This is a genomic window from Alkalibacterium subtropicum, assembly GCF_900112455.1.
GTDB lineage: Bacteria > Bacillota > Bacilli > Lactobacillales > Carnobacteriaceae_A > Alkalibacterium > Alkalibacterium subtropicum.
On the sequence record NZ_FOLT01000002.1, the window covers coordinates 309,250 to 322,545 of the forward strand.

Annotated in this window: 17 protein-coding genes; all 17 read right to left on the reverse strand. The window is 43.4% G+C overall.

Annotated features, from left to right (window positions below):
* Window positions 1–28 precede the first annotated feature (28 nt).
* The 17 genes from BM049_RS03360 to infA all read right to left on the reverse strand — a co-directional run bounded on the left by BM049_RS03360 (window position 29) and on the right by infA (window position 13,269).
* The gene (locus BM049_RS03360) at window positions 29–577 is read right to left on the reverse strand and encodes a hypothetical protein (protein ID WP_091528635.1); all 549 of its coding nucleotides are present in this window, start codon (window positions 575–577) and stop codon (window positions 29–31) included.
* Window positions 578–760: 183 nt separating this feature from the next.
* Window positions 761–2,137: a peptidoglycan DD-metalloendopeptidase family protein gene (locus tag BM049_RS03365; protein WP_177188576.1), complete on the reverse strand. Its 1,377-nt coding sequence runs from the start codon at window positions 2,135–2,137 to the stop codon at window positions 761–763.
* Between the two features lie 297 nt (window positions 2,138–2,434).
* Entirely contained in the window at window positions 2,435–2,776 is a 342-nt protein-coding gene (locus BM049_RS03370; protein WP_091528638.1) for a hypothetical protein, read from the reverse strand.
* A gap of 334 nt (window positions 2,777–3,110) precedes the next feature.
* Window positions 3,111–4,379 (reverse strand): M23 family metallopeptidase, encoded by a 1,269-nt coding sequence (locus tag BM049_RS03375; protein ID WP_091528640.1) that lies wholly within the window; start codon window positions 4,377–4,379, stop codon window positions 3,111–3,113.
* 336 nt (window positions 4,380–4,715) lie between these two features.
* Window positions 4,716–5,333, reverse strand: coding sequence for a class I SAM-dependent methyltransferase (locus BM049_RS03380; RefSeq protein ID WP_091528642.1), 618 nt, complete (start codon window positions 5,331–5,333; stop codon window positions 4,716–4,718).
* Window positions 5,334–5,551: 218 nt separating this feature from the next.
* A complete protein-coding gene (locus tag BM049_RS03385) occupies window positions 5,552–6,295 on the reverse strand; it encodes a nucleoside/nucleotide kinase family protein (RefSeq protein WP_091528643.1) in 744 nt (247 codons plus the stop codon).
* Window positions 6,296–6,298: 3 nt separating this feature from the next.
* Window positions 6,299–7,084, reverse strand: coding sequence for a tRNA pseudouridine(38-40) synthase TruA (gene truA / locus BM049_RS03390; protein WP_091528645.1), 786 nt, complete (start codon window positions 7,082–7,084; stop codon window positions 6,299–6,301).
* A 99-nt stretch (window positions 7,085–7,183) separates the two neighbouring features.
* Window positions 7,184–7,615, reverse strand: coding sequence for a hypothetical protein (locus BM049_RS03395; RefSeq protein WP_091528647.1), 432 nt, complete (start codon window positions 7,613–7,615; stop codon window positions 7,184–7,186).
* 154 nt (window positions 7,616–7,769) lie between these two features.
* Window positions 7,770–8,567, reverse strand: a complete 798-nt coding sequence (locus BM049_RS03400; protein WP_091528649.1) for an energy-coupling factor transporter transmembrane component T family protein — start codon at window positions 8,565–8,567, stop codon at window positions 7,770–7,772.
* The gene (locus tag BM049_RS03405; protein WP_091528650.1) at window positions 8,564–9,439 is read right to left on the reverse strand and encodes an energy-coupling factor ABC transporter ATP-binding protein; all 876 of its coding nucleotides are present in this window, start codon (window positions 9,437–9,439) and stop codon (window positions 8,564–8,566) included. Before BM049_RS03405 ends, BM049_RS03400 begins: the two co-directional genes overlap by 4 nt.
* Window positions 9,415–10,254, reverse strand: a complete 840-nt coding sequence (locus BM049_RS03410; protein WP_091528652.1) for an energy-coupling factor ABC transporter ATP-binding protein — start codon at window positions 10,252–10,254, stop codon at window positions 9,415–9,417. The genes BM049_RS03405 and BM049_RS03410 overlap by 25 nt, the downstream gene beginning before the upstream one ends.
* Window positions 10,255–10,623: 369 nt before the next feature.
* Window positions 10,624–11,040, reverse strand: a complete 417-nt coding sequence (gene rplQ / locus BM049_RS03415) for a 50S ribosomal protein L17 (protein ID WP_091488900.1) — start codon at window positions 11,038–11,040, stop codon at window positions 10,624–10,626.
* Between the two features lie 27 nt (window positions 11,041–11,067).
* A complete protein-coding gene (locus BM049_RS03420; protein ID WP_091528653.1) occupies window positions 11,068–12,012 on the reverse strand; it encodes a DNA-directed RNA polymerase subunit alpha in 945 nt (314 codons plus the stop codon).
* 69 nt (window positions 12,013–12,081) lie between these two features.
* The gene (rpsK, locus tag BM049_RS03425) at window positions 12,082–12,480 is read right to left on the reverse strand and encodes a 30S ribosomal protein S11 (RefSeq protein WP_091488897.1); all 399 of its coding nucleotides are present in this window, start codon (window positions 12,478–12,480) and stop codon (window positions 12,082–12,084) included.
* A gap of 29 nt (window positions 12,481–12,509) precedes the next feature.
* A complete protein-coding gene (gene rpsM / locus BM049_RS03430) occupies window positions 12,510–12,875 on the reverse strand; it encodes a 30S ribosomal protein S13 (protein ID WP_091488895.1) in 366 nt (121 codons plus the stop codon).
* Between the two features lie 25 nt (window positions 12,876–12,900).
* A complete protein-coding gene (rpmJ, locus tag BM049_RS03435) occupies window positions 12,901–13,014 on the reverse strand; it encodes a 50S ribosomal protein L36 (RefSeq protein ID WP_034299928.1) in 114 nt (37 codons plus the stop codon).
* Window positions 13,015–13,050: 36 nt separating this feature from the next.
* Window positions 13,051–13,269 carry a translation initiation factor IF-1 gene (gene infA, locus BM049_RS03440; protein ID WP_034299926.1) on the reverse strand — a complete coding sequence of 73 codons (219 nt, stop codon included), beginning with the start codon at window positions 13,267–13,269 and terminating at the stop codon, window positions 13,051–13,053.
* Window positions 13,270–13,296: the final 27 nt, after the last annotated feature.

The following is a 13,296-nucleotide window of genomic DNA, read 5'->3' on the forward strand; positions in this document are numbered from 1 at the left end:
GTTGTATTCGCATTTTAACTTAATCTAACTATTTTGAATTGAAGAAATTAAATCTCTTCATAAATTCTCTGTCTTCATTGTTATTTAACTCCCGCTCATCCCAGTCCATGATTCCTCTATTGAAGTTAAATGAATTATGCATCTCTTCCATCCAATCGAACATACCATTAAAGGAAAAGTCACTAAAACCTCTCATGTGATTTCCCATATCACCAAAAAATGACTCGGGATTCTCCGACCGATTCTCCTCGCTACTATCTAGATTTTCATCGCTAAATCCCCACATTCTATTGTGCCAGTTATTCCAGCTATCGGTTTCTGTATCGTAACTTTTATTAGTGTTGTTTTCACTGCCATTCTCATCTGGAATGCTGTTCTCTCTGTTTCGGAAAGAATTTCCATGCATGCCTTCCATATGATCCCATATTGTCTCATCACGATCGTCCCAATATGGATCTGGCGACTGTTCCTGATTCCCATGGGCTGCAACATTGCTCAGTTCACTGTTATATAGACTAACACTAGATACTCCTCCAATAACCAGTAAACTTGCGATATATTTTTTTCCTTTTTTCATTTTCTCCACCTCTTCTTATTCTATACCTTTAGTATAAAAAAGAATTATGGAGAAAAAATGGAGATTGCAGTTTATATTATTTTTTTGTTTATTCACTGGTTAATTGTTCAAAAAAAGACGTCAGCGACTGTTCATCCACTGACGTCATAATTTTACACTGACACGTACTAAATTTTGAAATTACTAATTGATATAGTTCATCGGATCAACGGTTTCTCCATTCCTATACACTTTGAAATCCAGGTGCACACCCGTAGAATCTCCAGTAGTCCCCATGATGCCGAGCTGTTGACCTTGTGACACTCGTTGACCACGCGCAACACTTAGATTAGGCTGCATATGCGAATACACTGATGTATAGCCATCACCGTGGTCTACCTTGACGTAATAGCCTAGGGCGCCATTATACCCGGCTGTAGTTACAGTACCGGCACGGGCAGCTATGATCGGGCCACTTCCTGCGATATCAACACCTGTATGGAATCGGCGATCGCCAAAAATCGGATGAGTTCGCCAGCCATAGGGTGACGATATTCTCCCTCTAGCGGGTCTTGTCCATCCATTACTTGTTGGAGCCACATTCGATGAAGCCTCAGTCGAACTTGCATTATTTGAAGACGTTGCAGCTTGTGGTTTATCGTTGGCTTTGGCGGCGGCAGCTGTTTTTGCCTCTGCCTTAGCTCTTGCTGCCGCTTCTGCTTTAGCCTTTGCTTCTGCTTCTCTCTGTGCTTTTTCCTGAGCGATACGGATCGCTTCTTGTCTAGCACGTTCTTCTTCAATGATGCGCTGTTTCTCAGCTTTCATTTCTTCATTTAATGTGCTGGTACGTTCTGCAAGGATCGCCTGTTCATTGATGAATGATTCTCTTTCTTCAGCATTCATCTCATATTTTTCTGCGATCTGAACGATTTTATCATCTAACTCAACACGCTGGTTGACTAAATTATTTCGGCTGACTTCCAGTTGAGCTTTAACTTTTTCCATCTCTTCCTGTTCAGCTTTAACTTGTTTTTCGTTTTCTTCTAAAGCATTCTGGTCAGCGATCTGTTCTCCCATAATATCCTGATTTGCAGTAACCAGTTTATTGACGACGTTGATGCGTCCAACTAAATCAGATAAGCTTTCCGCTGACATCAACAAGTCAACGATGTCTGAAGCGCTGGCGTTTGTCTGTACAGAACGTGCTTGTGATTCCAGTTGTTCATTACGGTTATCGATCTGCTGTTGCAGTTGAACGATTTCTTTCTGCAGACGTTCGATTTCTTCTTTGATGCGCTGGATTTCATTTTCCTGTTCATTGATTTCCAGAACTAGAGTATCGATATCTGCTTGAAGGGCGGTCACTTCTTTTTCCAGTTGAGCTTTTTCTTTTTCAAGTGATGCCATTTTTTCTTCACGGCTCTGGACCTCAGTACCTATTTTTTGTGATTCACTTTCCAGTTCCTGCTGCTGAATTTCCAGTTCTTCTAATTTTTGAGAGGCTTCAACCTCTATCGGCTGCATTAAAGGTCCTGCGAGAATTACTGATGCTATAAATGTTAAAATGTATTTTTTTTTCACGATATGTAGCTCCTTGTCCTTTGATATCTGTTTAGGTTGATAGTACATTTTTATATTTTCTTTACGGCTAAGTGATTTCTACTTTTTTCTTTGTCAAAAAATAGTATAGCATAAAAATTACCAAAGTTTTATGCTATTTATATGACAAAATTAACTTATTATTTTAAAATTAATTAATTATTGTAAAAAACACATGTGTGATATATATGCAACAGTAATACGTAAAAATTTATCAACTGTTCCCAAATATAAAGAAGCCACTAAGTATTGCTTGTGGCTTCTTTTATAATTTAACCTTTAATGCATGCTGTCCATACCTTTGAAATTATTACTTTGAGAAGATCCACCTGTTCCATGCATATCCTTGTAATGCTCCCTAAGCTGCTGATTAGTTAACTCAGGATGCACTTCATTCAAATGCGGCTTCATTTGTCCGAAGTTGATAATCTCGTCTTCCATTAATCTTTCCATATCTTTAAAATCTTCCGCATCCATCACATCTGACATATGGTTATAACTGACATTGTTCTCTACACTGACTATTTCTTGGTTTGTCATATCTTCTTTAACAATATCTGAGAAACCCAGTCCACCTGAAAAAGCTAAAGCCCCTGCTAGAATTCCACTAATCATATTCATTTGACCCATCTCCTTATAGTTATCTCTTCTTGCTAGTTTAATAATAACCATTAGTTATGGATATTTTATGGATTTCTGACAACTTTTAAACAGATGCTGAAGAAGAGACTGTTATGGTTCTTGAACAGGAACCCCTAATCAAAAGCCACTATTTTTCCGCTATACAATAAGACTTGAAGCTAAGGAATAAATATGGACTCAACCACCTTTTCAGTTATTCGGCAATCAGATACTTCCATTTTCTAAAGCGATTAAAAAAGAGGAAGAAAACGTGGTCGTTTTCTTCCTCTTTCAGTCCTATTCAATTGGTTTACTGAGAGAGCTTATCGTCCCTTTAGTTTAAATAGTTCATCGGGTTGACAGCTTCTCCGCCTTTGCGGACTTCAAAGTGCAGGTGAACGCCTGTTGAACGTCCGGTCGTTCCCATGATGCCAACCTGCTGACCCTGCGAGACGCTCTGGCCATTCGACACACTTAAACCTTTTTTCAAGTGCGCATATAAGGTAGAGTACCCGTCACCATGATCAACGATCACTGTATAACCATACGTGTCAGAGTATGATGCTTGGGTCACTGTTCCGGCACGTGAAGCAACAACAGAACCGCTGCCTGCAATATCGATACCCGCATGGAAGGAATCGCGTTCACCCGTTACCGGATGGGTGCGATAGCCAAAAGGTGATGTCATATTGCCGCTTGCCGGACGGGTCCATCCACTGCTTTTTGGTTCTTTCGCCGCTTCAGATGAAGACGTTGAGACCTCCGCCTTTACTTCTACTTTAGCTTTTTCTTTTGCCGCTTTCTCTTTTTCTGCTTTCTTTTCTGCTTCGGCTTTTGCTTTTTCTTCCGCTTCTTTTTCTTTTTTGCGTTTTTCTTCAGCTAAACGCTCGGCTTCTTCTTTTTCACGTTCTTCTTCGAGAATACGCTGCTGTTCATTTTTCAGCTCTTCATTCAAGCTGCTTGTTCGTTCAGCTATGATGGTCTGTTCGTTGACGAATGACTCTTTTTCATCATCCGACATGTCAAACTTTTCAGCGACCTTAACGATCCTGTCTTCCAGCTCCGTACGCTGGCTGACGATGTCGTCCCGGTTGACTTTCAGTTCCGCTTCGGCGCTCTTCAGTTCTTCTTCCTGGCGTTTTGCTTGTTCTTCAGCTTTATCCAGCATCTTCTGGTCTCCTAATTGAGCCAGCTTGATATACTGATCAGAAGAAGCTGAGTTATTCTCATCTTTCATTCGTTCGAACGGATTCGTTGAGTTCTTGACTTCATTCTTATTAGAACTTGCCTTGGTCATTAACTTTTCATTGCGCAGTTTCATCTGCTCTTCTAACTGAGCGATTTCCTTTTGAGTCTGTTCGATTTCTGTTTTGACACTTTCAATGTCTTCTTCTTGACTGCTGATATCTATAACAAGGTCATCGATGGTTGCCTGGGCGTCTGAAATAGTTTCTTCAAGCTCTGCTTTTTCCTTTTCAAAAGACTTATCTTCCTGACTCACGGCATCTTCTGAGTTTTGTGATGCATCCACTACTGTTAAACGTAACAAAGGTCCTGCCAGCACTAACGACGTCATTAATGATACAACAAATTTTTTGTTCAAAAAGAAAGCTCCCCATTCTATAAAAGTGATTTAAGTTAATTTTATGCTAATATTCTTACCGGTGCAGATATGAAACATTGTTATTCATACCTTTATTTTCTCCACTCGTATGAGTATAGCATAAACATGGGTGAAACTTTATTTAGTTTCTGTAACAAAACAAACAATGGATGTTACAAGATTGTATCATCATGACAGTTAGTATATAAAAATCGGTTTCAAAACCTTTGCTTCCATCCCCTCATCTAAATCCGGGACGGTGTTTTCATAAAAAGGCTAGTTCATCAGTCTTTTTTAGAGATTGAGTGCCCTTGACTTGTTTATTTTCAGACTTCACTACTCTGGTTTCACCACGATCTTTCTTACAATGGTTGAGAACAGATTCTCTTTCTGTTCGATTCGCAGGCCTGCCTTGCTGATATTTTCCAGTGTTTTCCTGTTGATGTTCGCTCCCCAGGTATTGACCGCCAGCGGGTTAAAGAGATCCATCGCCTTGCCGACGGCTTCATTTTCACTGCGCATATGTTCCAGCATCAGAATCTTCCCATCGGGTTTGCAGACTCTGCCCAGCTCTTTCAAGCCTTTCACCGGGTCCGGGACCGAGCAGAAAACACAGGTGGTGACGACATAATCAAAGGTATCATCCGGAAAGTCCAGCTGCTGGATATCCATTTCTTTGAGTGTCACTGTATAAGGCAAAGTCAGTGTATCCAGTTTGTTTCTGGCATGCTGCAGCATTTTCGGGCTGAAATCGATGCCGGTCAATTCAATGCCTGGAGGATAAAACGGCAGATTTGCACCTGTTCCGATCCCTGCTTCCAGAACCTTTCCTTCAACTTCCTGCAGCATATCCTTTCGCCAGCTGTCTTTCATCATCTTGTCCATCGAGTCATAGACACGGGATACCCGGTCATAGCGCTTTTTTATCTTGTCATTCAGGTTTTTTGCTCCCATAAAGGGCCCCTCCTTTTGATTCGGTGTCTTCTTACTCTTATTTAAATACAAACAGCGTCCAGTTACAAAACATACGACGTGATCTGACAGCCCATAACCCAAATATCTCTGATCAAACGAAAAGAACGTACACAACGAAGTGAATGACCACTAGCCGTCGTATACGTCCTTTTGATGTCCGGTTTACGTAAGCACCGTTCGCCGCTTTATTCTGTTCTCTATTCAGCTGATCTGGAGAAGCCTTCAGAAGTCAGATAGATATTGAGATCCGCTTCCATCGACTGAGTCAGCACAAGTTCCGCGTTGACTTTATCTGTCTTATTGTAATGGTCGACGGCTTTTTCCAGACTTGTGCCCCCCAACTGTTTTCTGTCGATCAGACGTTTTTCAAGTCTATCCAGCGTCGTATCGATAAAGACCGTATATTCAGCATACTCTTTCAGCTCATGCCATCCTTCTCTATCCAGCAGCAGATAATTCCCTTCGATGAGGACGATATCTGCATCCACGGTTATCGTTTCCTCTGAGACGTCATGAAGTGCCCGGTCGTATGTCGGCCAGTCAACTGATTCCTTCTCTCTGAGACCCTCTATTTTCTCTTTTAAGGCAGCTAAGTCAAAAGATTCAGGTATACCCTTGAAATCCTTCAAACGTTCCTCGTGGCCGTCTCTTGTGACGGTATGGTTTTCCAGATAAGCATTATAATGATGAAAGCCATCCATGGCAATCGACTGAAAACTGAATAGATGATCCAGTTCTTTGTAAAGATCTTCGAGGAATAAGGACAGGGCTGTTTTTCCAGCTCCCGGCGGTGCAGCCAGATAAACGATCACGCGCTCCTTTTTATCCAGTTTCAGTTCGACCAGCTTCTCCAGCAGTGGGATGAATATCTCGTCCACTTCTTTTTCTGAAAATGAGACATCGATCAGATGACCTGTGACGTTGTATTGTCTATGGATCATTGCTTACCCCTCCTTGTGGTATCCGGGAATATCTTCTGTATCATAGTAGACGGTTTCCATACACAGGCCTGAAGGTGATAATGTCGGCCCGGCCGCTTCTCTGTCTCTGGCGGCAATGATTTCTTTTATCTCTTCCGGCTCGCGTCGTCCGTCTGCGACCTGCAGCAGTGTCCCCATCAGGATACGGATCATGTTGTACAAAAAGCCATTCCCTACGAAAGTAAACACCCACTCGTTCGTGTCTTCGTCCACTTTTACTGATGCCTGGTAGATGGTCCGGACTTTATCTTCTTTGTCTGAATGCGTGGAGGCGAAACTGGTGAAGTCATGTCTCCCGACCAGCTGTTTGAGCGCCTGCTCAACTTTTTCCCTTGTCATCGGGTAGCGGTGATGGTGGCTGTAGTGTCTCAAAAACGGATCGCGAAACCGGTTGTTATCGACGCGATACGTATATTTTTTCCCTTTGGCCAGGTAGCGTGCATGAAAGGAATCATCGACACGTTCCATGTCCAGAATGGTGATTTCCGACGTCGTTCCAGAATTCATGCCTGTCATTAATCCCACCGGATCTATGTCGAAAGGGAAATCAAAGTGAATGATCTGTCCTCTAGCATGAACGCCGGCATCTGTCCGACCCGCGCCGTGTACCCGGACGTTTTCTCCTTTAGCGATTTTAGTGAGCACTTTTTCCAGATCCCCCTGGACCGTTCGCTCGTCCGGCTGTATCTGGTAGCCGGAAAAGTGGGTGCCGTCGTATATGATTTTTGCCTTGTACCTCAAACCCGTCATCGTTATCTTCCTTTTCTGTTAGCTAAAGATGCTTTTAATGTATGTAGAGTATGTTCTTTTAGATAGGTGGGATTCGGCTGAAGCCGAATCCAGACCTTATTAGACCTTATTGAGCTTAATCGAGCTGATTATTCTTTGGGCACGTCCAATGAGTGCATCATTAGCATCACTCAGGCTGTTTGTGGCCTGGGTACGCTGAATGAGAGCATCATTGGCATTGCTCAAATCTCTTTCTATCTGAGTACGTTCATTGAGGGTCTCATTGGCATTACTCAAATCTCTTTCTGCCTGAGCACGCGCAATGTGATCATCATTGGCATCACTCAGGCTGTTTGTGGCCTGGGTACGCTGAATGAGAGCATCATTGGCATTGCTCAAATCTCTTTCTATCTGAGTACGTCCATTGAGGGGCTCATTGGCATCGCTCAAATCGCTTTCTGCCTGAGCACGCGCAATGTGATCATCATTGGCATCACTCAGACCAATTCTCTTCTGAGTACGTCCAATGAACGCAGCGTAGGCATCACTCAAGATGAATGATTAGGCGAGCACGCCTAATCAAGACATTATGCTAAACGCTAAGCGCCAAACAAGCCCTTCATCATGCTGATACTCGTCAAAAGACGAGTATCTCCCTTCCAATATAACGGAAAAAGGATAAAGATTCTCATCTTTATCCTTTCATTTATGTTCTTAATACAAATAATACAACGGAAAGTACAGCAAAAGCAATCATTACTGTTGTATCCCGGCCTTCCCAGGCCAGTTTACGGAATTTCGTCCGTCCTTCGCCGCCTTTGTAGCCTCGGGCTTCCATAGCGGTAGCGAGTTCTTCAGCACGGTTAAAGGAACTGACGAACAGCGGGATCAGCAGTGGAACGATTGATTTCATCTGTTCATAAATGTTACCTTCACCGAAATCGATCCCTCGGGCACGCTGGGCGTTCATGATCTTCTCGGTCTCATCCATCAACGTCGGGACAAATCGCAGAGCGATCGACAGCATCAGTGCGATTTCATGCACCGGTACTTTGACGGCTGCAAACGGACGCAGCAGGAATTCTATCGCATCTGTCAGAGACAGCGGCATCGTCGTCAGTGTCAGGATCGTCGACATGAAAATGATGAGGACGAAACGGAAGAAGATGAAGACCCCGTTCAGCACACCTTCCTGCGAGATAACGACCGGTCCGAATCGGAACCAGATCGTCTGTCCGCTCGTAAACAGGATCTGGAGGACGACCGTAAACAGGATCAGCCAGATCAGCGGTTTCACTCCGTTGATAAAGAACTTCGGATTGATCTCAGACAGCTTGACAGCTGTCAGCACAAAAGCGATCAGCACAACATAGGATACCCAGTTGTTCGCCAGAAAGATGATAATAATGAACCAGATAGCGCCTAAAAGTTTCGTCCGCGGATCCAGTCTGTGGATCAGAGAATCGCCGGGAATGTAGCGTCCGAAAATCAGTTTATCCATCATACTGATGCACCCCCTTTAGTCGGGAGCTTCTCGATGATCTGTGCAGCCAGTTCATCCGTCGTCAGAGGCAGTGGATCGAATGTCCACTCGAATTTCTCTTCCAGTTCATGAGCGAATTTTACAGTAGACGGAACACCAAGCTGCATGCTTGCCAGCCAACCGGCTTCTTTGAAGATTTCTCTGGGATGGCCTTCTTTCATGACCGTGCCTTTTTCCAGCACGATCATGTGATCCGCATATTCAGCGACATCATCCATCTGGTGCGTGACCAGTACGATCGTCAGACCTTTGTTTTTATATAAACTGTGGAACATATTCATGACCTCTTTACGTCCCTGCGGATCCAGCCCGGCTGTCGGTTCATCTAAAACCAGCACCTCAGGTTCCAGAGCTAGAACGCCCGCGATCGCGACACGTCTCATCTGGCCTCCAGACAGATCGAAGGGCGAACGTTCCATAAAGGATTCGTCCAGACCGACCAGAGGCAGCAGTTCGCGTGCTTTTTCAAGGCCTTCTTCTTCAGTCATGCCAAAGTTCTTGGGTCCAAAAGCAATGTCTTTGCCGACTGTTTCTTCAAACAGCTGAGCTTCAGGAAACTGAAAAACGATCCCCACTTTTTTGCGCAGCGACTTCAGTCCTTTGTTATCCGATAGATTCGTGATCACACGGTCGCCGATTGTCACCGTGCCTTCAGTCGGTTTCTTCAAGGCATTCAGATGCTGAAGCACCGTTGACTTGCCGCTGCCGGTATGGCCGACGATCGCAGTAAATGACCCGTCCTTGATGGACAGGTCGATGTCATAGATCGCTTTACTTTCAAATGGTGTACCTTTCTGGTAGGTATACCCTACATCTTGGAAACGGATGTCCATAACCAGTCCACCATCCCTTCTTCAGTTAAATAATCGTGCGGGACATCAAGACCCTGCTTTTTCAGCGAAGCTTTCAGACGCTCAGGAAAAGGCAGATCCAGTCCCATCTCGACCAGTTCCTCGCCGTATGAAAAGATCGTTTCGGGTGAGCCTTCCTGGATCATCTGTCCGTCCCTCATCACTAAGATGCGTGTCGCAGCGGCTGCTTCATCGATATCATGCGTGATAGATAAGACAGAGAGGTTCTCTTCTTCTTTTACTTCCTTGACCGTGCGCAGGACTTCTTCACGGCCCTGCGGATCAAGCATACTCGTCGCTTCGTCAAGGATCATGATAGCCGGACGCAAAGCCACGATACCGGCTATGGCCACACGCTGCTTCTGGCCACCGGAAAGACGGGCGGGTTCCCGTTCAGCGAATTCCAGCATATTAACTTTTTCCAGTGCATTCCTGACACGTTCGATCATCTCATCTCGTGGTATACCAAGATTTTCCAGACCGAAGGCCACGTCATCCTGGACCGTCGACCCGACAAACTGGTTATCGGGATTCTGAAAAACCATCCCGACCATTTCACGGATGGACCAGACGTTCTTCTCATTGAGCATCAGGCCGCCGACTTCGACTTCACCGCTGTCCGGTTCGATCAGGCCATTGATGGTTTTTGCCAGCGTGGATTTTCCGGAACCGTTGGGACCAATGATAGCGACCCATTCGCCCCGGTTTACAGAAAAAGAAACATCCTGTAAAGCAGGACGCTGATCTTCATCATCATATTTATAAGTTATATTATCTAAACGTATGATTTCAGTCATGATTTACCTCAACTTTTTTATTCAGTCTCAAGCCTTATTTTTAAGTAGTCATCAAGGTGTCTTGACAGTTACTCAACAGTACAAGATTACCAAAAACACCCTGGCATAACAATAGTAAAACGGCTTGTATCCCTTTACAATTATGAAACTTTTAGATTCAGACAGTCAGAAATTTTATGAATACGTTCGAGTGGTCCTTCTATGTAATGAAACATCGTGCTAATAAAAAAACACTTTACGATATATGGTGTTCCTCCTGAGGATATCCCCAGGAGAAACTGAGCTAGACACTTGGAAAAAACTCTTCCATCATCATAACGCTCATCATACATCCAAAAGTGGTTTTGGTTATAGTCTATTAAACTCTAATTATTCAGCGTCTTCATCGCTTGAAACTGCTGTTTTTTCTACTAATTCCAAAACAGCCATTGGAGCACCGTCACCACGACGAGGTCCCATTTTCAAGACACGAGTGTATCCTCCATTGCGTTCTGCAAAACGAGGAGCAATGTCGTTAAATAATTTTTGTAATACCGTTTGTACTACGATTTCGTCTTCAGTTTCTGATACAGTTGCCAGTTCGTTACGTACAAAAGCAGCAGCTTGACGACGAGCGTGTAAATCTCCACGTTTACCTAATGTGATCATTTTGTCTGCAATTGAAGAAACTTCTTTTGCACGAGTCACAGTTGTAATAATACGTTCGTTGATCAACAAATCAGATGTTAAATCACGAAGCATTGCTTTACGTTGAGAACTGACACGTCCTAATTTACGATAAGCCATTGGTCGAAATCCTCCCTTAACTACAAATTATTCTTCTTCGCGTAAGCCTAGATCCAGCTCGCCAAGTTTTAGTTTTACTTCTTCCAGTGATTTACGTCCTAAGTTGCGGACCTTCATCATTTCTGGTTCTGTTTTATTCGTTAATTCCTGAACAGTGTTTATTCCGGCACGTTTCAAGCAGTTATAAGAGCGCACAGACAGATCCAGCTCTTCGATTGTCATCTCAAGCATTTTTTCCATTTGTGTTTCTTCTTTTTCGACCATTATCTCTGCTTCACGCGCTTCTTCTGTCAGGTTAACAAAAATGTTCAAGTGTTCAGTCATGATTTTTGCAGCAAGACTGACACCGTCTTCTGGAGAAATCGATCCGTCTGTCCAGACGTCAAGCGTTAACTTGTCATATTGTTCTTTTTCTCCAACACGTGTATTTTCGACGTGGTAGTTTACTCGGCTGACCGGGGTATATATCGAATCAACCGGCATTACACCAATCGGCATATCATCGTGTTTGTTGTGTTCAGCACGTACATAACCTCTGCCTTTTTGCGCTTCCATGCGAGCATGTAAGTGTCCGCCTTCAGAGACTGTACAAATATATAAATCAGGGTTCATTATCTCAACATCACTGTCAAAGATAATATCTGCCGCTGTAACAGTAGCTGGCCCTTCAATATCGATCTCAATGGTTTTTGTTTCTTCAGAATACAATTTAAGTGCGAGCTTTTTCAAGTTTAAAATGATGGCAGTGACGTCTTCAACCACACCATCAATCGCAGTGAATTCATGCAGAACACCATCGATCTGTAAAGTTGTGACGGCAGCACCTGGCAAAGATGACAAAAGAATTCGACGCAGGGAATTTCCTAAAGTTGTCCCGTAACCACGTTCAAGCGGTTCGACGACAAACTTACCGAATTTTCCATCTTCACTGATCTCAACTGTTTCTATTACCGGCTTTTCAATTTCGATCATATAATCCGTTTACCCCTTTCAAAACGTTAATCCACGCTATCCCAAAAACGATCTCGTTAATAGTAACTATTATACGCGACGACGTTTTGGAGGACGGCAACCGTTATGTGGTACCGGTGTTACGTCACGAATTGCAGTGACTTCTAATCCTGTAGCCTGTAGTGAACGGATCGCAGCTTCACGACCAGATCCAGGTCCTTTAACAGAAACCTCGACAGTCTTCATACCGTTTTCCATTCCGCCTTTTGCAGCAGCTTCAGCAGCCATTTGAGCAGCAAAAGGAGTTGATTTACGAGATCCTCTGAAACCTAGTGAGCCTGCAGAAGACCAGGAAATCGCATTCCCGTGTGCGTCTGTTATCATTACGATTGTATTGTTGAATGTTGAACGGATATGTGCTACTCCATGTTCAATATTCTTTTTCACTCTACGTTTACGATTACGAGCGGGTCTTTTTACTTTAGCCATTCGAAGATTGACCTCCTAACTTTAGGTAATTATTTTTTCTTGCCGGCAATAGCGACTGCTTTGCCTTTACGCGTACGCGCGTTGTTTTTCGTGTTTTGTCCACGTACTGGTAAACCACGACGGTGACGGATGCCACGGTATGATCCAATTTCGATTAAACGTTTGATGTTCTGACGAACTTCACGACGAAGATCTCCTTCGATTTTACGTTTATCTACTTCAGCACGGACTGCATCTAATTGATCGTTTGTTAATTCACGGACACGAGTTTCTTCTGGAACTCCTGCAGCTGCTAAAATTTCTTGAGCTGTAGTTTTACCGATTCCATAAATATAAGTTAATGAAATGACGATATGTTTGTCACGTGGAATATCTACACCTGCTATACGAGCCATGTCTATGCACCTCCTATTTTAAAAATTAGCCTTGACGTTGTTTGTGTTTAGGATTTTCGCATATAACCATTACACGGCCATTACGACGGATCACTTTACACTTGTCACACATTTTTTTGACTGATGGTCTTACCTTCATGAACTTTCCCTCCTTGATTTCTTCGGAGTCCTAAGTTTATTTAAATCGATACGTAATGCGTCCACGTGTTAAATCATATGGAGACATTTCAACCGTTACCTTATCCCCAGGCAGAATCCGGATGTAATTCATACGAATTTTGCCAGAAACGTGTGCTAGAATTTCGTGACCATTTTCAAGTTCTACTTTAAACATTGCGTTTGGTAACGTTTCTAGGACGGTTCCTTCAATCTCTATAACATCGTCTTTTGCCACGCCTGGTTTCCTCCTTTGATATCTCAC